We start from the raw sequence: 23,771 nt of genomic DNA, 5'->3' as shown, positions 1-23,771 counted from the left end.
CGTGAATGTCATCACGATAGACATATTTTAGTTGCTCCGTCAGTTTCCGAATAAAACTTTCTTCTATCTGTTTTTCCCGATTCATAACAGTTTTAAAAGTGTGTATATTACACCTAAGTTGTTACAAATATAGCGATTAATTCGGGTTTCTACGATTTTTAAAGTATAAGAAAGAGTAGTATCGGATTATTTTGCTTTGTCGGACTATTTTCTTTATTTGATATAATAGTCACATTCGTATTGTTAAATGATTATACTATCCCCAAAAATAAATCTTCAATACCGCATAAAGCATTATCGCTTTCCGGCTGAAACAGATCGTGCGACGGGCCAGGCGCTTGATATGTGTACGGATGGTCAGATTGTTCCGTTCGATGTGGTTGGTGCCGCGGTGAGCAGTCCTATGGATTTCCGGGGAGATGAGGAATTTATATTGCCGGAGTTTATCCGTATAGATCAATCTGGCATTGGTCAGTTTATCGGTAACCTTACTCAGCGTTTCATTGGTACGAGGTCCAACAGAGAAACAGACGACGGATTTGTCAGCGCAGTTCAGAGCATAGGCCACCCAGATATGATCTTTTTTACGGCCGACAAAGATTTTGATTTCATCGACTTCATACTCTGCATTGGCTGTTACATGTGGAGCTGTTATATCTTTGGAGATGGAGATAATTCTTTTAATGAGAGTCGTCGTCGATATTTCCAGTAACCTTGCGATGCCTCTGATCCCGACGCCCTCTTTGATATATTCCGAGATCGTCCGGTTTAATTCCGGGATATAGGCTTGGTAAGAATAATCCGCCTGTTGTTTCCTATGGCAGTGTTTGCATTTATAGCGTTGCTTACCGTTTGCTTGATAACCATTTTTTATACAAGTTCCTCCGCAAAATTTGCAAGTCATTTTTTTCGTGCCCTAATCTGATACATGAAGGTTCCTATCCGGAACCCTCGGCCGATTTTCAGCCGATTTTTGGGCACAAAAATAAAGAAGACGACCCGAAAGTCGTCTTCTTTTTATGTTTTTCTTTAAGTCCTTGTAATGATTATCAGTTAGTTGCAGTTCTGTGCCCTAATCTGATACATTACCAGTTCAGCGGAGAGGACGGGATTCGAACCCGTGGAGCCAGTTGCCCAGCTCGGCAGTTTAGCAAACTACTGGTTTCAGCCACTCACCCACCTCTCCGTGGCCATAGCCTGAAATAATTACCGTGCAAAAGTATGGTTTACTTTTCAAAAACGCAAATCTTTTTTCGACGCGCGGAAAAATAAATCCCTAAAGTTCCGGACGGTCCCCGGCAGACCGGCTTTTTCGGAACGACTGCCCGTGCGTCACCGCACCCGACTCGCCGGACAAATCGCCCTCCGATCTAAAAAATAAATTTCGAACTGATCTCCCGATAATCGTGCACCCGTTCGATGACGTCGGCAAAAATGTCGGCCACGGTCAGCACGGTAAATTTCGAGGTATCTTCGTCTTTTTTCAGCGGAATCGTATCCGTTACGATCACTTCCGACAGTGCGCTGTTATTGATTCGGTCGTAGGCCGGCCCCGACAGTACCGGATGCGTCACGGCGGCGCGGACGCTCGAAGCGCCGAGCTCCATGAACATATCGGCCGCTTTGGTAATCGTGCCCGCCGTATCGATCATGTCGTCCATGATGATGATATTCCGGTCTTTGACCTCGCCGATCGCCGTAATTTTCCCTACGACGTTGGCCTTTTCGCGCTGCTTGTGGCAAATGATCATCGGCGCGTTCAAGTGCTGCGAATAAGCGTTCGCCCGTTTGGCCCCCCCCATGTCCGGCGCGGCGATCGACAGGTTTTCGATATTCAGATTTTTAATGTAGGGAACGAATATGCCGCTCGCATAGAGATGATCGACCGGGATATCGAAAAATCCCTGAATCTGGTCGGCATGCAGGTCCATGGTCATGATCCGGTCGACGCCGGCGGCACGCAACAGATTGGCAACCAATTTGGCTCCGATCGAAACCCGCGGACGGTCCTTGCGATCCTGCCGCGCCCAACCGAAATAGGGCATCACGGCGATCACCCGGTGCGCCGACGCCCGGTGCGCCGCATCGATCATCAGCAACAGTTCCATCAGATTGTCTGCAGGCGGGAAGGTCGACTGCACGATAAAAACGGTGCATCCCCGGATGCTTTCGTCAAACGCGGGCTGGAATTCGCCGTCGCTGAACTCCAAAACCTGGGAATCGCCCAGATCGACCCCGAAATTCGCAGCGATCTTCTCGGCCACGTAACGGGAACCACGGCATGAAAAAATTTTAAGCTTGTGAATTGCCATTATCTGAAGAATTTCATTTGCGCGCAAAGGTACGCCAATTTCGTGGAAAAAGGGGGATTAATTTTAACTTTTTATTCATAAAATATCGGAATCCGGCGCAAAAAGGCTGGGCGACAAATCCGAACGGTTTCATTCCGTATCCCCGACCGTCTCCAAACAATGTCCGATAAAATCGAGTACATCGTCCCGCCCGGTCTTTTTTTCGGAAGAGGTACGGAACACCGGCGGCAGCTCTTCCCATGTTTCCAGCATTTTCCGGCGGAATTTCGCCATATTGGACGACGTGCGGTCATCGGACTGTTTGTCGCATTTGGTGAATATCAACCCGAACGGCACGCCGTGTTCGCCGAGCATCCGGATAAAATCGAGGTCGATCTTCTGCGGATCGAGCCGGGAATCGATCAGCACGAACAGGAAAACCATCGCCTCCCGTTTCTGCACGTAATCGGTAATCAGCTTCGAGAACTCCCCGCGCTGGTTTTTCGAAACGCGCGCATAGCCGTATCCGGGCAAATCGACCAGATACCACTTCGCATTGATTTTAAAATGATTGATCAACCGGGTTTTACCGGGAGTCGAGGAAACTTTGGCCAATCCCGGACGATCGGTCAGCATGTTGATCAGCGACGATTTGCCGACGTTCGAGCGGCCGATCAGCGCAAATTCCGGCAAACCGTCCGTCGGACATTGGCTCAACTTCTGGCTGCTGACAGTAAAAACGGCGGAAGAGATGTGCATACGGACTGATTTTTTACAAAGGTAACGAAAAATCCGGGTTTCGCACGCCCTGCCCGCCGGAGGCGGAACACCGCTGCGGATTATTTTTTATCTTTGCACGTGACACGCCGGACCGTTCCCCGGATAAACGGGACGGAGCGGGATATCCGTCCCGGTGCCGGCTATCGTAAAAACGACGAATCATTCAAAAACGCAAAATTATGGCAACTGTAGAAACGATCTATCTGGGCGGTCTCCGTACCGAAGCCACCCATGTCCAGTCCGGAACGAAAATCCTGACCGACGCTCCGACCGACAACCACGGCAAAGGAGAAGCCTTCTCGCCGACCGATCTGGTAGCCACGGCGCTCGGAAGCTGTATGATGACCATCATGGGCATCGCCGCGCAGACGCACGGTATCGACATCGACGGCACGAAACTGCACATCACCAAAATCATGAGCGCATCGCCGCGGCGGATCGGCGAAATCGTCGTCGAAGTGCATTTCCCAAAACCGATCGCCGATCCGAAACAGCGCGAGATTCTCGAACGGGCCGCGGCTACCTGCCCGGTCGCCCAGTCGCTGCACCCGGACTGCAAACAGACCGTCAGCTACCGTTACGGCGAATAACCGCCGATCGACCGGTGCGCGGCGCCGGTTCGTCCGGCCCCGCGCTTTCTAAAAACATTATGCTATGTTCACTTTTACCATTGCATTGCTCGCCCTGATCGCAGGCTATTTTTTCTACGGCAAATTCGTCGAAAAAATATTCGGGGTCGATCCGGCGCGTAAAACGCCGGCCTATACGAAACAGGACGGCGTAGACTACATCCCGATGCCGACGTGGAAGATTTTCATGATCCAGTTCCTGAACATCGCCGGATTGGGGCCGATTTTCGGCGCGATCATGGGAGCCAAATTCGGGACGGCGTCTTACTTATGGATCGTGCTGGGCAGCATCTTCGCCGGCGCCGTACACGATTTTCTGGCAGGCATGATCTCGCTGCGCAACGGCGGGGAGAGCCTGCCGGAAACCATCGGCCGCTACCTGGGAGTCAACTTCAAACAATTCATGCGCGGCTTTACGGTGCTGCTGATGGTGCTGGTCGGCGCCGTATTCGTTGCGGGGCCGGCCGGTCTGCTGGCCAAACTGACCCCGGAGAGCCTCGACCTGTCGTTCTGGGCGACGGTCGTATTCGTTTATTATGTGCTGGCTACGCTGCTGCCGATCGACAAGATCATCGGCAAGATCTACCCGATATTTGCCATTGCATTGATATTCATGGCAGCAGGCATTCTTTTTATGATCTTCTGGCATCATCCCGCCCTGCCGGAACTGACCGACGGCATCGCCAATACGCATCCGGACGGCCTGCCGATCTTCCCGATGATGTTCATTTCGATCGCCTGCGGAGCGATTTCGGGATTCCACGCCACGCAGTCGCCGCTGATGGCTCGCTGCATGACCAATGAAAAATACGGCCGGCCGGTATTCTACGGCGCCATGATCACCGAGGGGATCGTCGCCCTGATCTGGGCCGCTGCCGCAACCTACTTTTTCCACACCGAAGAGGGCAGCGCGCTGTTCGCCGCCGGATCGGGGAACGACAACGCCGCCGTCATCGTCGACTCGATCACCAAAGAGTGGCTGGGCGTCGTGGGCGGCTTCCTGGCCATATTGGGCGTCATCGCCGCACCGATCACCTCGGGGGATACGGCTTTCCGCTCGGCCCGGCTGATCGTCGCCGACTTCCTGCGCGTCGACCAGAAACCGATCCTGAAACGGCTGATGATCTCCGTTCCGCTGTTCGTCGCGGGTTACATCATCCTGCACGCCAATTTCTCCGTACTGTGGCGCTACTTTGCCTGGTGCAACCAGACGCTGGCCGTCTTCACGCTATGGGCGCTGACGGTCTATCTGACCCAGAAACGCAAACCGTACGTTATCACGCTGATCCCCGCGCTGTTCATGACGGCCGTTTGCTCGACCTATATCCTGATCGCACGGGAGGGACTGCACCTGCCGCAAGAACTGGCCTACTGGCTCGGCGGAGCCGTTACCCTGTTCATATTCGTCCTGTTCCTCGTGTGGCGCAACAAATACCTGCGGCGGAACCCGACGATTTGACCGGTACGGATCATCAATCAAACGAAAAGGGATTTTCCGCATGAAAATCCCTTTTCGTTTGATCCCTGCCGCGGCCGTACCGCCGGCGCGAAAACGGTTCGCAAGCTAATTTCCGAAGACCCCGGCCAATGCAGCCCGGATCCGCTCGAAAATCTGCGGCGGCGGCAGCATCGTCCCGTCGTCGCCGGCGCAGTCCACCACCCGGAACCGGTCGTCGCGCTCCGCCTGACCGAGATACACCTCGCGCACCCGTTGCTGCAACGTCAGCGACGCCTCGTGAATATCCTTTTTTCCGTGCAAATAACCGCGGTCGTCCCCTTCGCGCACCTCTTCGAGTTTACGCCGGGTAAATCCGAACGGAACGTCCAGAAACAGCGAAACGTCCGGCTGCGGAATTTTATGATAATCATACTCCAGATCGACGATCCAGTCCCGCAACCGCTCGCGGGACGCCGCATCTCCGATTTTGGCGCACTGGTACGCCACGTTCGAATAGACGTAACGGTCGAGGATCACGAATTTCCCCTCGTCGAGCCACCGCCGGATCACCGGCGCGGCGTCGGCGCGGTCGCCCGCGTACAACAATGCGACCACATACGGATCGACGGCATCCACTGCTCCCAATTCGCCGCGCAGAAAGCGGGCGATCAACTCGCCGTAAATCGGCGCGTCGAAACGCGGGAAATGCAAGTATTCGTAACGCAGGCCGCGCGAAGCGAGCAACTGCTGCAACAGGTCGATCTGGGTCGATTTTCCGGCTCCGTCGAGCCCTTCGAGAACAATCAGCGACATATTTATTGATTCGGTTTCTATCGTTTACCGCCGGGGCTACGCCCGCAGCATATCCAGCGCACGGATCAGTCCGTCCGCGAAAACATCCACTTCTTCGATCGTATTGTACATCGCCAGCGACGCGCGTATCATCGACGTGATGCCGTAGTGCGTCATCACCGGTTCGGCGCAATGCGTTCCGGTGCGTACGGCCACGCCCAGCTTATCGAGAATCATCCCCGCATCGTACGGATGCACTCCTTCGGCGCCGAACGACACGATGCTGCATTTCCCGGGCTGCGTCCCGTAAATCCGCACGCCGGGGATTGCCGAAAGACGCTGCGTTGCATAATCTTTCAGCGCCGTTTCATGGCGGTGCGCCGCCTGCAGGTCGATCCCGTTCAGGTAACGGATCGCCTCGGCCAGTCCGATCGCTCCGATATAGTTCGTGGTTCCGGCTTCGAATTTCAGCGGCAGTTCGGCATAGGTCGTCCCGGAAAACGACACGGTCCCGACCATATCGCCGCCGCCCATAAACGGCGGCATTTCGTCCAGCAGACGCTCTTTCCCGTACAAGACGCCTATTCCGGTCGGCCCGTATAACTTATGGCCCGAAAACGCGTAAAAATCACAATCCAATGCCGCGACGTCGACTCCGCCGTGAACAATTCCCTGACATCCGTCGACCAGCACCGGCACGCCGCGGTCATGCGCCATAGCGATTACGGCAGACAGGTCGGGGCACGTTCCGAGTACGTTGGAAGCCTGCGTGACGCAGACGATCCGCGTGCGGTCGTCGATCAGTCCGGGCAGTTTCTCGATTTCGAGCCGGCCGTCGTCCGCGAACGGCACCACGCGCAGTTCCGCTCCTTTCCTCCCGCAGATCAACTGCCACGGAACGATGTTCGCATGATGCTCCATCTCGGTCGTGACAACATTGTCGCCGGGTCCGATATAACGCTCCCCGAAGCTATACGCCACCGTATTGATCGCCGCCGTAGCTCCAGCCGTAAACACGACCTCGCGCGTCGAACCGGCCCCGATAAACGCCGCGATGTCCCGCCGCGCGGCCTCGTATTCGTCCGTACAGGTTTCGCTCATAAAGTGCAGGCCCCTGTGTACGTTGGCGTTCATCTCGCGGTGCAGGTAATCGACCTTATCGATCACCGCATACGGCTTCTGGGCCGTAGCGCCGTTATCGAAATAGACCAGCGGCTTACCGTAAACCCGGCGGGAAAGCACCGGAAAATCGGCGCGTATTTTCTGAACATCGAATTCCATTACATCCGTTCGATTTTATCCGCGGCCAGCCGTTCGATCCGCTCGGTCAGGCCTTCGACCGGCGTCCGCTCGACCACCTGATTAATGAAACCGGCCATTTGCAGCCGCCGCGCCGTCTGCTCGGGAATCCCACGCTGGCGCATGTAATAAACAGCCTCTTCGCTCAACTGCCCGACGGTGGCCCCGTGGCTGCATTTGACGTCGTCGGCATAAATTTCCAGTTGCGGTTTCGCATAAATATGCGCTCGGTCGCCGAGCAGCAGGTTGTTGCTTTGCTGGTAAGCCTGCGTTTTCTGGGCGTCCTGCGCCACGTAAATACGGCCGCTGAATACGCCGGTTCCGCCGTCCGAAGCAATCCCCTTGAACACTTCGTAACTGGTGCAATCGCGCGAAATATGCCGGATATCGGTCGTAAAGTCGATATGCTGTCCCGCGCCGCTCAGCATCAACCCGTCGGTATGGTTCTCGGCTCCGCGCCCTTTCAGCGCGACATGCTGATCGCCCCGGATCAGCCGACCCTCCAGTCCCACCGATAGCGTATGCACGCGACTCGACGCCTGCTGCTCGGTGAAGCTGCCGGACACGATCGACGAACGGCCGTTCAGCCGGAACAGTTCGACGATATCGGCACGGGCGTCCTCGGCGGCAAAGACCTCGCGCACCTGGCAGTCGAAATAGGTCTCATCGCTCGCCGAACGGTTTTCGATCACCACCTGCGCCCGGCTTCCAGATTCGAAAACGAACAGGTTGCGGGCAAATCCGGCCAACGACTCGCCCTCGCTGTAATACGAGAACGAAATCACGAACGGACGCTCCGCCCGAACTCCCTGCGGCACGTATACGAACGCGCCGTCCTGCGCGAACACGGTATTGAGCGCCGACACGGCGTCGCCCTGCGACTCGGCAAGTTGGTTATAATAACGCTCCACCAGTTCCGGATAAGCTTTCGCGGCCGCAGCCAGCGACCCGAAAATTACCCCATTTTCGGATCGTGTCAGCGGTTGTTCCGACGTACAGAACCCGTTCAGCAACGAAAGCCGTTCGCCTTCGGTTTCCGGCATCGCCAAAGCCGCCGACGGATAGGACGGAGTGAAATAACGTTCGTATTCCTGCTGAAAAAGATTCCGCAAATCGGTGTAATGGTAACGGTCGCCGTACCCCGAACCGCGCGGCGGAATACCCAGCAGGTTGAACGTCTCAAGCGCTCCCGCGCGCGGACGGTTCAACGGCGCGGGCAATCCCTCGCCGATGATGTCGGCACCCGCCAGGTACAGCTCCACCAGTTGTTTCTCCAATGAGCTTTCCATCGCTTATTTATATTCGTTGATCAGCCAATCGTAACCCTGCTCTTCCAGTTTCAGCGCCAATTCGCGGCCGGCCGAATGGATGATCCGACCGTTGTAGAGCACATGCACCACGTCGGGAACGATGTAATCGAGCAACCGCTGGTAGTGCGTAATGACTACCGTCGCATTGTCGGGCCGCTTGAGCTTGGCCACTCCGGTAGCCACGATCCGCAGCGCGTCGATGTCGAGCCCGCTGTCCGTTTCGTCGAGGATCGCCAGCTTCGGTTCGAGCATCGCCATCTGGAAAATCTCGTTTTTCTTCTTTTCTCCGCCCGAGAAACCTTCGTTGACGGCGCGGCTGGTCAGCTTGCTGTCGATCTCGACCACCTTGGCCTTCTCGCGCATCATCCTCAGGAATTCGGCCGACGATAGCGGCTCCAACCCCTGGTATTTGCGCTTCTCGTTGACCGCATACTTCAAAAAATTGGCCATGCTGACGCCGGGAATTTCGACCGGGTACTGGAATCCGAGAAACAGTCCCGCCCGGGCCCGGTCTTCGACGCTCATATCCAGCAGGTTCATTCCGTCGAACGACACCTCGCCTTCGGTCACTTCGAACCGTTCGTTCCCGGCCAGCACCGAAGCCAGCGTACTTTTGCCCGAGCCGTTCGGCCCCATGATCGCATGCACTTCGCCGGCCCGCACCGACAGGTCGATTCCTCTGAGTATCTCCTTGCCGTCTACTACGGCGTGCAGATTCTTAACCTCCAACATATAAAGTATCTTTTAAGCGGTAGTCCGCACTCCGTATCCCCGGAGCGCGAATGTCCGATCCGTTAATCTCCTCTTTCGTCCGGCGGCGAAACGGCCCCGCCTTCGTTCTGCATCCGGCGGCTTTTTTTCAACGCCTGGTCGATGATGTAGAGCAACTGTCCGTTCACGCTGCGAAACTCGTCGGCGGCCCACTTCTCGATCGCTTCCATCCGCCGGGAATCGATCCGCAGTACGAACGTTTTTTGTTTTATCTCTTTAGCCATCCGCCTTGTCTCTCTTCGCTACTGGTGCAGCGTTCCGGTATTCACGACCGGCTGCGCCTGTTCGTCGGCACAGAGCACCACCAGCAAATTACTTACCATCGCCGCTTTCTTATCTTCGTCGAGATCGACCACCTTTTCGGCGGCCAGCCTATCGAGCGCCATCTGCACCATCGTCACCGCTCCCTCCACGATCTTTTCGCGGGCCGAAATGATCGCGGCAGCCTGTTGCCGGCGCAGCATCACCGCGGCGATCTCCGGCGCATAGGCCAGGTAATTGATTCGCGCTTCGACCACTTCGATCCCGGAGATCGCCAGCCGCGAATTGAGTTCGTGCTCCAACCGATCGTTGATCTCCTCGCCGCCGGAACGCAGCGTCACTTCGTCGGACGACTCGTTGTTATCGTAGGCGTACTCCCCGGCCAGACTCCTCAGCGCCGCATCGCTCTGCACGCTGACGAAATTCTGGTAAGCGGCCATCCGCGACGCCAGCGTCTCGCGCTGCTGCACGGCGACCACGCCGCCTTTCACCGGAACCGCCCTGACGCCGGACGTTTCCTGGCTGTCGATCTCGAACATCGCTTTATAAGTATCCTTCACCCTCCATACCAGCACGAGCCCGATCATCACCGGATTGCCGGCCTTGTCATTCACCTTGATCGGCTCGATGTCGAGGTTGCGGGCCCGGTACGTCATTTTTTTCTTCGCGTAGAAAGGATTCACCCACCAAAAACCGTTGTCGTTCAACGTCCCTTTGTAGACCCCGAAAAAAAGCATTACGCGCGCCTCGTTCGGCTCGATCATCATAAATCCCGGAAGACACAGCACGAACAGTAACAAACACAATCCGCCCCATACGGGCATCGCCTGCGTCAAGAGCCAGACGCCGCCCACGAGCAGCAATAACATGACTGCCAGCATCGAAAAACCGGACATCCGGAACCCGGCAAATTTCTTTTCATTCTTTTCCATAACCGCCCTTTTTAAAAGTAATATCAAAATGATATCACAATAATATGGAAAACGATTTACAAATCCAAATTTTCACCCGCGAAAATCATCCGACACTGCCTTCGAGGCTGATCGACAGCAATTTCTGCGCTTCGACGGCAAACTCCATCGGCAGCTTATTCAGCACTTCGCGGGCATACCCGTTGACGATCAGGCCGACGGCGTCTTCGGTCGACAGTCCGCGCTGGTTACAGTAGAACAACTGGTCTTCGCCGATCTTCGACGTCGTCGCCTCGTGCTCCACGACCGCGCTGCGGTTGTTCACCTCTACGTACGGGAACGTATGCGCCCCGCAACGGTCGCCGATCAGCAGCGAATCGCACTGCGAAAAGTTACGCGCGCCTTCGGCCTTCGGCGAGACCCTGACCAATCCCCGATAGCTATTCTGACTGCGGCCGGCCGAGATCCCCTTACTGACGATCCGGCTGCGGGTATTCCGCCCGAGATGAATCATCTTGGTTCCGGTGTCGGCCTGCTGGAAATTGTTCGTCACCGCCACCGAATAGAATTCGCCGACCGAATTGTCGCCGGCCAGAATACAGCTCGGATATTTCCACGTCAACGCCGAACCGGTTTCGATCTGCGTCCACGACAGCCGGGCGTTCTCGCCGCGGCACATGCCGCGTTTGGTCACGAAATTATAAATTCCGCCATTGCCGTCCTTATCGCCCGGATACCAGTTCTGCACGGTCGAATACTTAACCTCGGCGTCCTTCATCACAACGATTTCGACGACGGCGGCATGCAGTTGGTTTTCGTCGCGCTGCGGCGCGGTACACCCCTCCATATAGCTGACGTAAGCTCCTTCGTCGGCCACGATCAGCGTCCGTTCGAACTGGCCGGTTCCGGCCGCGTTGATCCGGAAATAAGTGCTCAGCTCCATCGGGCAGTGCACTCCTTTGGGAACGTAACAAAACGAACCGTCCGAGAAAACGGCCGTATTCAGCGCGGCGAAGAAATTGTCGGTGTACGGAACCACGCTGCACATGTACTTACGCACCAGCTCGGGATAGTCCCGCAGCGCTTCCGAGAACGAACAGAAAATGATTCCTTTTTCGGCCAGCGTTTCGCGGAACGTCGTTTTGACCGACACGGAGTCCATCACCGCGTCGACCGCCACGCCCGCCATCAGCATCTGTTCTTCGAGCGGCACGCCGAGCTTATCGAACGTCGCCTTCAGCTCCGGATCGACTTCGTCCATACTGGACAGTTTCGGTTTCTGCTTCGGCGCGGCATAATAAATAATATCCTGAAAATCGATCTCGGGCAGATCCAGATGCGGCCAGCGCGGCATCGTCATCGTCAACCAGTGCCGGTAAGCCTTCAGCCGGAATTCGGTCATCCACTCCGGCTCGCCTTTTTTGGCCGAGATCATCCGGACGACCTCCTCGCTCAATCCTTTGGGAATGGTTTCGGTATCGATGTCGGTCACAAAACCGTACTTATACTCACCGTTGGTGACTTCGTTCAGTATATCGTCTTTCTCTTCCATCCGACTTAATTTTAAGAATCAATCCGGGAAACAATCCATAATTTCCGCAAAGGTAAACCACAAGAAGCTATCCTGCAAAATTATGTCTTCCTGCGAAATGCCCATGCAGAATTTAAGCCAAAAAACGCGAGCCGCCCCGTTCCCCGGAACAAAACGGTCTCTCTCCTCCGTACCCGCCGCCGACCCGGTATGTTCCGCTTTCTCCGAAAAAACCGTCCTTCACATCGCCAATCCTTCTTCAGGATACAATAGTACTCAATTTTTTACACTTTTGCAGACAAAATCATCCCCGATCCGACTCTTCCCGACGATTCTCCGGCAACGTCCGTTGCGCACGCATAAAAAGGCCCGGCGGAACTCCGTCCGCCGGGCCGAAACCGGAAAGCCTTCCCGGCCCTTATCAGCCATGCTCAGCAACTATTGCTGCGGCATGCTTTTGAACAGTTCGTCGTATTTCTTGAAGTTCTCCATCATCGCGGGAGAAGTATCGCGCAGGCGGAAATAAACGCTTTTCAGCAATTCGACGGTCGTAGGATCGTCCGGCTTGGCCACATGCGCTTTTTCGAGCGGAGCAAGTATATCCACATAAGCCTGATCGACCTCCTTCATCGCCGCATCGCGTTCTTCGCGGCTGGTGAACGATTTTTTGTTGAATTCCTCGGTTTTCAGGTCGGCCTGACGGATCAGCATCAGCGAATAGTTGAAATTATTCGTGAATTCGTCCGGAGCCAATTCGAGCGCCTTGCCGAAAGCCTTCAACGCTTCCGGCGTATTGCCCAGTTTGTCGTAAATAGTACCCAAGCCTGCCCACAACTCGGCATTGTTCGGATCGTTGGCAATACCCTGCTGGATATAAGGAATAATGGTATTGGGATCTTCGCCCGTCTCCGAATACAGCACGATCAGCTGTTCGAGGATCTGGTTGTTTTTAGGATATTTGCCAAGGCCGGTAACCAATGCCTCTTTCGCTTTTTCGAAATCCTTCTGCGCCCGGTAGCAGTGATACAAATAATAGTAAGCCTCCCCGTTGCTTTCGTAACCGTTGGCGATCGCATCGTTCAAGTATTTGACCCCCTTGTCGAATTTGCCGGTGAGCGTATACAGGTAGCCGGCATTGAAACAGCAGACCGTATCGATTTTGTTCAACGGAGCCTGATTCTGCACATCGTAAGCCGCGGCGAACGCATCGGCCGTCGGGTCGAATTCACGCATGACATACAGGTTGTCGGCATCCTGCTTATAAGCGTCCGCAATCTTTTTGAATCCCTCGGCAACCTTTGCCTCCGCATCCTTCGGTTCCAGCTCGTAAGCCTTCTTATAGGCAGCCGCAGCCTTTTCGAGCGCATTGTCGACAATCGTTTTTTTCATTTTCCAGAAATAAACGGCCCCGTCTTTCAGGTAAAGATCGAAATAGGGATACGACCATTTCACATACTCGGTTCCGGCTACATTCTCGGTTCCTTCCTCAGGCTTCGGGAAAAGAACCTGCGCGGTCAGTTGATCCAGTCCCCGATACAGTCCGGTAGCCGCAACCGTCCCGGCTTCCAGGTAAGCATTTCCCAGATCGATCCAGGAACTGGCCCGCGCGCCCCGTTTCGGAGTCTGGCTGTCGAGCTCCAGCTTTTCCACTTTCTTAATAATGGCGGCCTCGTCGAACTTGGCCTCCTGTGCCTGCGCGGTACCCGTAATTCCCAGCGCGGCAACTGCAACGAACAAAAACAGACGTTTCATGATTCAGCTTTTTAATAATTATTCAATATTGTTTTCAGAGGCGTCCGCCGTCGGTTGAGCACCGTTCCCGCCGGACTCTTCTGCGACTCCTGCCTCGGAATCGTTGTCCTCCTCGCTCTTGGGTACCGGAACAACGGAAGCGATCGCATCGTTATTGCGCAGGTTGATCACTTTCACACCCTGGGTGGCGCGGCCGGCCAAACGGATATCCCCGACCGGGATACGGATCGTCAGCCCCGATTTATTAATGATCATCAGATCGTTCTCGTCGGTCACCGACTTGATGGCGATCAGCTTGCCGGTTTTCTCGGTAATCTGCAGCGTCTTGACCCCTTTCCCGCCGCGGTTCGTAATACGGTAGTCGTCCAGGTCGGTGCGTTTGCCGTAACCGTTTTCGGAAACGACCAGAATATCCTCCTTGACATCCTTTTCGACACAAATCATGCCGACCACCTCGTCGTCGTCGTCGATGGTAATCCCCTTGACGCCGGCGCCGGTACGACCGATCGGACGGACGACCTCTTCGTTGAAACGAATCGCTTTGCCGTTCTTCGCAGCGATAATCACTTCGCTGTGCCCGCTGGTCAGCACGGCTTCGAGCAATTGGTCGCCCTCTTTGATCGTGATGGCGTTCACGCCGTTCTGCCGTGGACGCGAATAGGCTTCGAGCAGCGTTTTTTTCACGATACCGGCTTTGGTACACATGATGATATAGTTGCTGTTCACATACTCCTTATCGTCCAGGCGACGGACGTTGATGTAGGCGCGCACCTTGTCGTCCGGCTCGATTTGGATCACGTTCTGGATCGCGCGGCCTTTCGAAGCCCTCGCCCCTTCCGGAATCGCATAAACTTTCAGCCAGTAGCAACGTCCTTTTTCGGTGAAGAACAACATCGTGTTGTGCATCGTGGTCACATAGATGTGCTCGATAAAGTCTTCGTCGCGCGTCGCGCTGCCTTTTACGCCGACGCCGCCGCGGTTCTGCGTGCGGTACTCGGTCAGCGGCGTCCGTTTGATATAGCCCATATGCGAAATGGTAATCACCATTTCGTCGTCGGCGTAAAAATCTTCCGGATTGAACTCCTCGGCGCTCAGCACGATCTCCGTGCGACGCTCGTCGCCGTATTTTTCCTTGATCTCGATCATCTCGTCGCGGATGATCCGCATCTGCAACGCTACGCTTTCGAGCACCTCTTTATAGTAGGCGATCCGCTTGCAAAGCTCGTCGTACTCCTGTTTCAGCTTATCGCGTTCGAGACCGGTCAACGCCCTCAGACGCATGTCGATGATCGCAGTGGCCTGCACTTCCGACAGCTCGAACCGGTTTATCAATGCGATCTTGGCTTCGTCCGGGCTTTGCGAACTGCGGATGATATGGATCACCTCGTCGATATGATCGACGGCGATCAGCAAACCTTCCAGAATGTGGGCCCGTTTTTCGGCCTGCGCCAGGTCGTAACGCGTACGGCGCACCACCACATCGTGCCGGTGCTCGACAAAATAGCGGATCAAATCGCGCAGGTTCAGCAACATCGGCCGTCCGTCGACCAGCGCGATGTTGTTGACCGGGAACGACGTCTGCAGAGCCGTGTACTTGAACAGGTTGTTCAGCACGACGCTGGCGACCGCATCGTGTTTGAGGATCATCACGATACGCATCCCGTTCCGGTCGCTCTCGTCGTTGATGTAGGCGATTCCCTCGATTTTCTTTTCGTTGATCAGGTCGGCGATCTTGCGGATCATCTCGGCCTTGTTCACCATGTAGGGAATTTCGGTCACTACGATGCACTCGCGGCCGGTAGCCGTATGCTCGATCTCGGTCTTCGCCCGCATCATCACGCGGCCGCGGCCGGTTTCATAAGCCTCCTTCACGCCCTCGTAACCGTAGATAATCCCTCCGGTCGGAAAATCGGGAGCCTTGATATGCTTAATCAGGTCGGCCACTTCGATATTCGGATCGTCGATATAAGCGCAAATCGCGTCGATCGTGTCGGACAGGTTGTGCGGCGGCATGTTGGTCGCCATCCCGACGGCGATCCCCGACGCGCCGTTGACCAGCAGCAATGGGATCTTGGTCGGCAGCACGGTCGGCTCCGGAATCGTCTCGTCGAAATTCGGACGAAACTCGACGGTATCCTTTTCGATATCGGCCATCACCTCGTCGGCGATCTTTTTCATCCGGGCCTCCGTATAACGCATGGCAGCCGGACCGTCGCCGTCGACCGAACCGAAGTTCCCCTGCCCGTCCACCAGCATATAGCGCAGGCTCCACTCCTGTGCCATACGCACCATCGCTTCGTAGACCGACAAGTCGCCGTGCGGGTGGAACTTACCGAGCACGTCGCCGACGATTCTCGCCGACTTACGGTGCGGTTTGTCCGAATAGAGATTCAGTTCGTTACTCATGTCGTACAGAATCCGGCGGTGAACGGGTTTCATGCCGTCCCTCACATCCGGAAGCGCACGGGACACGATGACCGACATCGAATAATCGATGTAGGCCGATTTCATCTCCTCTTCGATATTGATTTTGATGATTCTTTCGCTTGTTCCTTCTTCTGCCATGATTTGAGCTTATAGTCCTTTGTTGTGAAGCGATGAGTCGCCTTCGTTTTAGGTCGCTAATTTACGCATTTTTTGGACAAACGCAAAATACGCCCCTAAAAACGCGTTTAACGGGGATTTTTGCCGCGCCTTTTATTGCTTATAACGTAAAAACCCGGGCAAAAGTTCGTCAAACGCGCTAAAAAAGGGCAAAAAACGGATATATTATCCTAAATTTGCATGAAACCCGTATCCCATGAGACCGATCCGCCTGCTGTCCGTCCTGCTGTGCGCCGCCGCATTTTGCTGCGAGACGGCGGCCGGAACGGAACCCGACCGCATCCGGATCGCCTGCTATAACGTCGAATCGCTATTCGACACGGTACCCGATCCGTCGGCTGGCGACGCGGAGTTCACCCCGCACAGTCCCCGACGCTGGAACACCGAGCGGTATCGCATGAAGATCAACCATATATCGCGCGTGATCGACGACCTCGACGCCGACCTGCTGGCGCTCGCGGAGGTCGAAAACGAAGCGGTCGTACGCGACCTGATGTACGCCATGCGGTCGGACTACAATTACATCCACCGCAACAGCGGCGATCCGCGCGGCATGGACGTGGTGTTGCTGTATCGGGGCAGCCGCTTTTTTCCGACGCGCGTCCGGCAGGTTTTCGGCCGAGGGCTGACGCGCAGCCTGCTTACGGTAGACGGGGAATTGCTCGGCGAATCGGTTACGCTGATCCTCTGCCACCTGCCCTCGCAGATGAACGCCGCGCGCTACCGCGCCGAGGCGTTCCGCTCGCTGCGCCGGACGGTCGATTCGCTGCTGACCGGCTCGCCGCAACGGAAATTGGTCGTTCTGGGCGATTTCAACGCCGAACCCGACGCTCGCGAATCCCGTAAAATCCTGCACGTCCGACCCGAAACCGCTCTCCGAAACGCTCCGGCCGACCCGTCCGCGCTCTACACGCCGTTCGTCGGCCTGCGCCGGCAAGGCTACGGCACGCTGGTTTACCGCGACCGTCGGCAGTTGTTCGACTACATTCTGGTCAGCGGGGCTTTCGCTTCCGGAAACGGCCTGCGCTACGGAGGCCGTTGCGGCATTTTCGTCCGGGACTACCTGATCCACCGGTCGGGCCCATGGAAAGGCTATCCGATCCGGACTTTCCAAGCCGGCCGGTACACCGGAGGATACAGCGACCATCTGCCGGTATTTCTGGACTTTGAAAACAAAAAACCCGAATCGCCGGAAGTCCGATAAATTTTTGCAGATATTAAATTAAATCATTACTTTTGCACACCTATTTACCGGCTCGCCGCTTTTTTACCGAAAGCGGTCGTATTTATTTAAAAAATTCAATAACTACAAATAAATTCAAAACGGATTAAACGTAAAAAGAAGATGCCAAACGTAAAAAGAGTTTACACCTTCGGCAACAAGAAGGCCGAGGGTAACGGAAAGATGAGAGAATTGCTCGGAGGAAAAGGAGCTAACCTCGCGGAAATGAACCTGGTCGGTATTCCGGTTCCTCCGGGATTTACCATCACCACCGAGGTCTGCACCGAGTACTATCAGCACGGTAAGGAAGAAGTGATCAAGATGATCAAGCCCGAAGTCGAAGCCGCCATGAAACAGGTCGAGAAGAACATGGGCATGGAGTTTGGCAGCAGCACGAATCCGCTTTTGCTGTCGGTACGTTCGGGCGCGCGCGCTTCGATGCCGGGTATGATGGACACGATCCTGAACCTCGGCTTGAACGACGAAGCCGTCGAAGGCATCGCCAAGAAGACCGGCAACGCGCGTTTCGCATGGGACTCGTACCGCCGTTTCGTACAGATGTACGGCGACGTGGTGATGGACATGAAACCGCAGAGCAAAGAGGACGTCGATCCGTTCGAAGAGATCATCGATGCGATCAAGGAGGAAAAGAAAGTAAAGAACGATACCGAACTGACGACCGACGACCTGAAAGAACTGGTAAAACGTTTCAAGGCCGCCATCCTGAAGAATACCGGCAAAGAGTTCCCGACCAATCCGTGGGAACAGCTCTGGGGCGCCATCTGCGCCGTATTCAGCAGTTGGATGAACGAGCGTGCGATCCTGTACCGCAAGCTGAACAACATCCCGGCCGAATGGGGCACCGCCGTAACCGTACAGGCGATGGTATTCGGTAACATGGGCGAAACGTCGGCTACCGGCGTGGCCTTTACGCGCGACGCCGCTACCGGCGAAGACATTTTCAACGGCGAATACCTGGTCAACGCACAGGGCGAAGACGTGGTAGCCGGCATCCGCACGCCGCAGGAGATCACCCTCGAAGGTTCGCGCCGCTGGGCCGAACTGCAGGGCATTTCGGAAAGCGAACGCGCGCTGAAATATCCGTCGCTCGAAGAGGTGATGCCCGCCGCGTTCAAAGAGCTGAACGAAATCCAGCAGCACCTCGAAAACTATTTCCGCGACATGCAGGATCTGGAATTCACGATCCAAAACGGCAAATTGTGGATGCTGCAAACGCGTAACGGCAAGCGTACCGGCGCAGCCATGGTTCGTATCGCGATGGAAATGCTCAAAGAGGGTCTGATCGACGCTCCGACCGCCGTTCTGCGCGTGGAACCGGCCAAGCTGGACGAACTGCTGCACCCGGTATTCGACAAGAAAGCGCTGAAACAGGCCAACATCATCGCAAAGGGACTGCCCGCCTCCCCGGGCGCCGCTTCGGGGCAGATCGTATTCTTCGCCGACGACGCCGAAAAATGGGCCGAACAAGGTAAAGAGACGATCCTCGTCCGCATCGAAACCTCTCCGGAAGACCTGAAGGGCATGAACTCCGCAAACGGCATCCTGACCGCGCGCGGCGGTATGACTTCGCACGCGGCCGTCGTTGCGCGCGGCATGGGCAAGTGCTGCGTTTCGGGCGCCGGCGACCTGCAGATCGACTACAAGGCCCGCACGATTACCGTAGGCAACAAAAAATACAAAGAAGGCGACTGGATTTCGCTGGACGGATCGACGGGCATCATCTACGAAGGCAAAGTGAGCACGATCGACGCCGAAGTGAGCGGCGATTTCGCCAAACTGATGGAACTGGCCGACGAATACGCACGCCTGAAGGTGCGCGCGAACGCCGACACGCCGCGCGACGCGCAGACCGCGTTCAAATTCGGAGCTCAGGGTATCGGCCTGTGCCGTACCGAGCACATGTTCTTCGAAGGCGACCGCATCAAGGCCGTACGCGAAATGATCCTGGCCGACGACGAAGCCGGACGCCGCAAGGCGCTGGCCAAGCTGCTGCCGATCCAGCGCGGCGACTTCGAAGGTCTGTTCGAAGCGATGAACGGGCTGCCCGTAACGGTTCGCCTGCTCGATCCGCCTTTGCACGAGTTCGTTCCTCACTTCGAAAAAGAGATGAAGGAACTGGCCGACGACCTGAAAGTTCCGTTCGAAACGATTAAGAACAAGGTCGAATCGCTGGCCGAATCGAACCCGATGCTCGGACACCGCGGTTGCCGTCTGGGAAATACTTATCCCGAAATTACCGAAATGCAGGCTCGCGCCATCATCGAAGCTGCGCTGAACACCCGCAAGAACAAGGGTATCGACGTACACGTGGAGATCATGGTTCCGCTGGTAGGCAACGTGAAAGAGCTGAAATACCAGAAAGACGTTATCAAGGCTACCGCCGAATCGGTATTCGCCGAACGCAACGACCGGATCGACTACATGATCGGTACGATGATCGAGATCCCGCGCGCAGCCGTTACGGCCAACGAGATCGCCGAAGAGGCCGAATTTTTCTCGTTCGGCACGAACGACCTGACGCAGATGACGCTCGGGTTCTCGCGCGACGACGTAGCGAAATTCCTGCCCGTTTACATCGAAAAAGGCATCCTGAAGCACGACCCGTTCCAGGTGCTCGACCAGGACGGCGTCGGCCAACTGGTGCGCGAAGCCGTATTCAAAGGCCGCGGCGTAAAACCGAAACTCAAGTGCGGTATCTGCGGCGAGCACGGCGGCGAACCGAGCTCGGTGGAATTCTGCCATTATGCCGGCCTGAACTACGTTTCGTGTTCTCCGTTCCGCGTGCCCATCGCACGTCTGGCAGCGGCTCACGCAGCGCTGAAACAAGGCGATAAATAATCGAAACGCTCCGGATCTTCCGGAACCCGGAAAGGGGCGGCGTCAATGACGCCGCCCCTTTTGTTTTTACGGCGAAAACGGAAACGATCCCGGAAAAGACGAAATATCAGGCCGGGTACCAACCCCTAATTTTCCGGCGCGCGCCGGAAAAGGACATAAAAATACCGGCGGCCGATACGAACCTCCGCGTGCCGGAAGTCAGGTTCGTATAAAAACACCCGTTCTTTCGAGGTAAGTTCAAAGAGAAAGGGAATCCCGTCGTTAAAAAAAGCCCGGTCCGACTTTCCGACAATACCCTCGCCATGACATTAATCGAAAAACCGAACCGGACCTTTTTCGTCTCAAAACTTCGTTTAATTCACTTTCATAAACACCCCTAATCAAGGGATATGAGCCGGATTACGCAATCCCAGTATGAAATCCGGTCCATATCCCCAAATAAATTATTCGATAAATTCTTATATAATAAAGAATATTATTATTTTATTACGTCAAAAGTATAGTTCCAAAAAGACGGAATCAATAGCATTCCATTCCTTTTTTATACCTTTATCCGGCAGGAAACGAAACAAACGAAAGATTTTGAAAAACAGAAAAAAGTGTCCGCCGACGCCGGAACGAACGTCCGGACAGGAAAATCAGGCGCCGGGGACGGCAGAACGCCCCCTGAAACCGCAGCGCAACGGGACGCTCGCTCCCGGCGCGGCGCGCGGTATTATCCGATCCGGCGGATGCAGGCGCCGAGAGCGTTCAGCCGCCCGTCGATATTCTGATACCCCCGGTCGATTTGCTCGACGTTCTGGATAATGCTACGTCCGTCGGCCGACATCGCGGCGATCAACAGCGCGACCCCGGCCCGGATATCGGGCGAAGTCATCGTCGTGGCGCGCAGCCGGATTTTATGGTCGTGCCCGATGACCGTCGCACGGTGCGGGTCGCACAGGATAATCTGCGCGCCCATATCGATCAGCTTATCGACGAAAAACAGCCGGCTTTCGAACATTTTCTGGTGGATCAGCACCGATCCCTTGGCCTGCGTAGCCACCACCAGGAAGACCGACAGCAGGTCGGGCGTCAAGCCCGGCCACGGCGCATCGGCGATGTTCATGATCGAACCGTCGATAAAACTCTCTATCTCGTAATGCTCGTGCCGGGGAATGTAGATATCGTCGCCGCGCTGCTCGAACTCGATTCCCATCCGCGCGAACTGCGCCGGAATGATCCCGAGGTTTTCGAACGAAACGTCTTTGATCGTGATCCGGCTGCGGGTCATCGCGGCCATGCCGATAAAGCTGCCCACCTCGATCATATCGGGCAGCAGCGTATGCGCGGTCCCGTGCAAACTTTCGACCCCGTCGATCACCAGCAGATTCGACGCGATCCCCGAAATCAGCGCCCCCATGCGGTTCAGCATCCGGCACAATTGCTGCACGTACGGCTCGCAGGCCGCATTGTAGATCGTCGTCCGGCCCTTCGCCAGCACGGCCGCCATGACGATGTTGGCGGTACCGGTCACCGAAGCCTCGTCGAGCAGCATGTAACATCCCTTCAGGTTTTTGCCCGAAACGGAAAAAAAGTTCGTGCCGGTATCGAAATCGAATTCGGCCCCGAGCTTCTGAAAACCGATGAAATGCGTGTCCAGCCGCCGACGTCCGATTTTGTCGCCGCCCGGCTTCGGGATGTAACCGACTCCGTAGCGCGCCAGCAGCGGCCCGATAATCATCACCGAACCGCGCAACCGGGCCGCCCGGTCGCGGTAGTCGTCGCTCTGCAGGTAATCGAAATCGATCTCCTTCGCCTCGAACGAGTAAGAGCCCTCGCCGAGCCGGTGGACGATCACCCCCATCTTTTCGAACAATTCGATCAGTTGCAGCACGTCGACGATGGCGGGAATGTTATGGATAATGACCTTCTCCGGCGTCAGCAACGTGGCGCACAATACCTGCAACGCCTCGTTCTTGGCCCCCTGCGGACGGATCTCGCCTTCGAGCGGCGTTCCTCCCTTCACTTCAAATGTTGCCATAAACAGTTTTCCGTATAACGATTGTCCCTGCATACGGGACGAATTTCAGTCAAATGTAACAATAAGCCGCAAATATTCCAAAAACGGCCGGCGCACCGCAAGCGCCCCTCTTAATCCTCGGAAGACTGACGCTCCCAGATTTTGGCGATCGTCGCGAACTTGTAACAAGCGTTCAGCACGGCATAGGTAAAACCAGCCTTCCCGTCGCGGAAACCGCCCTTGACGACATAGAACCGCAGGAACCGCCAGGAACACTTCGAGAAAGCCTTCCAGACCGAAAAACGCTGGTCGGCGCGGCGCAACAGCTCCTTATCGGAGTAGAGGTCGATCTTGGCGATCCGCGACGAGACGCTTTCGTTGGCCAAGTGCTCGACCGCCAATTCCCGCCGACGGCTCGGAATGGCGAATATCCCGCCGTCGATCACCGGACGGGCATGGATCGTTTCCGGCCAGTAGGTCTTCGACTTGCGGATCAGCCGGATGATGTAATCGGGATAGTCCCCGTGCATGAAACGCCCGAGAAAATAGTTTTTACGCGCCATTTTCAGCGCGGCGTAGCCCCGCTGCTCGGCCGTTTCGGCGAACCGGTACAGGTATTCCCGCAGCGCGTCCGGAACCACCTCGTCCGAATCGAGCACGAGCACCCACTCGTTTTCGGCCTGCGCAATCGCATAATTGCGGGCCGGCTCGACGATGCCCGTGCGCTCGTGGTAAACGATCCGGCAGCCGTATTTCTCGGCAATGGCGATCGTGCCGTCGGTGCTGTGCATATCGCACAGTACGATTTCGTCGAACTTTTCGACCGAGCGCAGGCACTGGTCCAGAAAGCGGTCCGAATTGAACGTATTGATAACCACGGAAATCTTCATAGCATTCGGTTTTTTAGCAGTTTTTTTTCGAAAACGGGACGCGGACGGCCGATCATTTTCCGGGCTTTTTGTCCGGAACTCCCTTACAGTCCGCCGCCGTGCAAGAAGCGCAGCCCGTCCCGGCGCACCCGTCGTCCGACGCGCACTCCCCGCGCAGGTTCTCCTCTTCGGCCCGCATCTGCTGCGCGGCGCACCGGATCCCCCGTTTTTTCATGTGTCGGTTCTCGCCAATCTCGGAATCCATATAGTGTCCCTTGAAAATAATCGTCAGCGACAACCCGATTACGAAAAAGGCGACCGCACCCGCGGCGATCAAGAAAATCAACAATCCGGACGACATAACTCTGTTTTTTGATTACTCCGATTCAAATCTTTACAAAGTTCGTACAAACGCCGCTAAAAACCAACAATATTTCGTCCGCCGGATAG

General features: G+C 55.7%; 19 protein-coding genes and 1 tRNA gene. 4 read left to right on the top strand and 16 right to left on the bottom strand.

The genetic code is table 11. The features are described from left to right. Positions 1–256: 256 nt before the first annotated feature. The 4 genes from C1A08_RS05975 to yihA form a co-directional block, all read right to left on the bottom strand. Complete coding sequence (locus C1A08_RS05975) at positions 257–904, bottom strand: IS1 family transposase (RefSeq protein WP_101572041.1); 648 nt, start codon at positions 902–904, stop codon at positions 257–259. A 193-nt stretch (positions 905–1,097) separates the two neighbouring features. Next, positions 1,098–1,186 (bottom strand) — tRNA-Ser (locus C1A08_RS05970). A 184-nt stretch (positions 1,187–1,370) separates the two neighbouring features. Next, positions 1,371–2,312, bottom strand: coding sequence for a ribose-phosphate diphosphokinase (locus C1A08_RS05965; RefSeq protein WP_055202944.1), 942 nt, complete (start codon positions 2,310–2,312; stop codon positions 1,371–1,373). A gap of 129 nt (positions 2,313–2,441) precedes the next feature. After that, positions 2,442–3,050, bottom strand: a complete 609-nt coding sequence (gene yihA / locus C1A08_RS05960; protein WP_101572039.1) for a ribosome biogenesis GTP-binding protein YihA/YsxC — start codon at positions 3,048–3,050, stop codon at positions 2,442–2,444. A 200-nt stretch (positions 3,051–3,250) separates the two neighbouring features. On the opposite strand from yihA, the gene C1A08_RS05955 reads away from it, so the two are divergent. Further along, complete coding sequence (locus tag C1A08_RS05955) at positions 3,251–3,661, top strand: OsmC family protein (protein WP_055202940.1); 411 nt, start codon at positions 3,251–3,253, stop codon at positions 3,659–3,661. Positions 3,662–3,725: 64 nt separating this feature from the next. Continuing rightward, positions 3,726–5,159, top strand: coding sequence for a carbon starvation CstA family protein (locus C1A08_RS05950; protein ID WP_055202937.1), 1,434 nt, complete (start codon positions 3,726–3,728; stop codon positions 5,157–5,159). 105 nt (positions 5,160–5,264) lie between these two features. Here C1A08_RS05950 and tmk read toward each other — a convergent pair whose 3' ends face one another. The 9 genes from tmk to gyrA form a co-directional block, all read right to left on the bottom strand. Further along, entirely contained in the window at positions 5,265–5,951 is a 687-nt protein-coding gene (tmk, locus tag C1A08_RS05945) for a dTMP kinase (RefSeq protein WP_055202935.1), read from the bottom strand. A gap of 36 nt (positions 5,952–5,987) precedes the next feature. After that, positions 5,988–7,211: an aminotransferase class V-fold PLP-dependent enzyme gene (locus C1A08_RS05940; RefSeq protein WP_101572037.1), complete on the bottom strand. Its 1,224-nt coding sequence runs from the start codon at positions 7,209–7,211 to the stop codon at positions 5,988–5,990. Beyond that, positions 7,211–8,518 carry a Fe-S cluster assembly protein SufD gene (gene sufD / locus C1A08_RS05935; RefSeq protein WP_101572035.1) on the bottom strand — a complete coding sequence of 436 codons (1,308 nt, stop codon included), beginning with the start codon at positions 8,516–8,518 and terminating at the stop codon, positions 7,211–7,213. The genes C1A08_RS05940 and sufD overlap by 1 nt, the downstream gene beginning before the upstream one ends. A 3-nt stretch (positions 8,519–8,521) precedes the next feature. Further along, the gene (gene sufC / locus C1A08_RS05930; protein WP_055202929.1) at positions 8,522–9,271 is read right to left on the bottom strand and encodes a Fe-S cluster assembly ATPase SufC; all 750 of its coding nucleotides are present in this window, start codon (positions 9,269–9,271) and stop codon (positions 8,522–8,524) included. 62 nt (positions 9,272–9,333) lie between these two features. Further along, the gene (locus tag C1A08_RS05925; RefSeq protein ID WP_055202927.1) at positions 9,334–9,534 is read right to left on the bottom strand and encodes an Arc family DNA-binding protein; all 201 of its coding nucleotides are present in this window, start codon (positions 9,532–9,534) and stop codon (positions 9,334–9,336) included. An 18-nt stretch (positions 9,535–9,552) separates the two neighbouring features. After that, positions 9,553–10,503 (bottom strand): SPFH domain-containing protein, encoded by a 951-nt coding sequence (locus tag C1A08_RS05920; RefSeq protein ID WP_055202925.1) that lies wholly within the window; start codon positions 10,501–10,503, stop codon positions 9,553–9,555. A gap of 85 nt (positions 10,504–10,588) precedes the next feature. Beyond that, positions 10,589–12,034: a Fe-S cluster assembly protein SufB gene (gene sufB / locus C1A08_RS05915; RefSeq protein WP_101572033.1), complete on the bottom strand. Its 1,446-nt coding sequence runs from the start codon at positions 12,032–12,034 to the stop codon at positions 10,589–10,591. A 417-nt stretch (positions 12,035–12,451) separates the two neighbouring features. After that, positions 12,452–13,765 (bottom strand): tetratricopeptide repeat protein, encoded by a 1,314-nt coding sequence (locus C1A08_RS05910; RefSeq protein WP_101572031.1) that lies wholly within the window; start codon positions 13,763–13,765, stop codon positions 12,452–12,454. Positions 13,766–13,783: 18 nt separating this feature from the next. Next, complete coding sequence (gene gyrA / locus C1A08_RS05905; protein WP_101572029.1) at positions 13,784–16,330, bottom strand: DNA gyrase subunit A; 2,547 nt, start codon at positions 16,328–16,330, stop codon at positions 13,784–13,786. A 235-nt stretch (positions 16,331–16,565) separates the two neighbouring features. Here gyrA and C1A08_RS05900 point away from each other — a divergent pair, with 235 nt between their 5' ends. Beyond that, a complete protein-coding gene (locus C1A08_RS05900) occupies positions 16,566–17,573 on the top strand; it encodes an endonuclease/exonuclease/phosphatase family protein (protein WP_101572027.1) in 1,008 nt (335 codons plus the stop codon). 141 nt (positions 17,574–17,714) lie between these two features. Then, positions 17,715–20,450 carry a pyruvate, phosphate dikinase gene (gene ppdK, locus C1A08_RS05895; RefSeq protein ID WP_055202913.1) on the top strand — a complete coding sequence of 912 codons (2,736 nt, stop codon included), beginning with the start codon at positions 17,715–17,717 and terminating at the stop codon, positions 20,448–20,450. Positions 20,451–21,165: 715 nt separating this feature from the next. On the opposite strand, the gene murA is transcribed toward ppdK, so the two are convergent. The 3 genes from murA to C1A08_RS05880 form a co-directional block, all read right to left on the bottom strand. Beyond that, positions 21,166–22,473, bottom strand: a complete 1,308-nt coding sequence (murA, locus tag C1A08_RS05890) for a UDP-N-acetylglucosamine 1-carboxyvinyltransferase (RefSeq protein WP_101572084.1) — start codon at positions 22,471–22,473, stop codon at positions 21,166–21,168. Positions 22,474–22,583: 110 nt separating this feature from the next. Continuing rightward, positions 22,584–23,342, bottom strand: a complete 759-nt coding sequence (locus C1A08_RS05885) for a glycosyltransferase family 2 protein (RefSeq protein ID WP_101572025.1) — start codon at positions 23,340–23,342, stop codon at positions 22,584–22,586. 52 nt (positions 23,343–23,394) lie between these two features. Beyond that, positions 23,395–23,682, bottom strand: coding sequence for a hypothetical protein (locus C1A08_RS05880; protein WP_101572023.1), 288 nt, complete (start codon positions 23,680–23,682; stop codon positions 23,395–23,397). Positions 23,683–23,771 lie beyond the last annotated feature (89 nt).

The sequence above is a fragment of the Alistipes sp. cv1 genome (assembly GCF_900240235.1).
In the GTDB taxonomy this organism is placed as follows: Bacteria; Bacteroidota; Bacteroidia; order Bacteroidales; family Rikenellaceae; genus Alistipes_A; species Alistipes_A hominis.
This window is presented reverse-complemented; position numbering and strand designations above follow the sequence as displayed.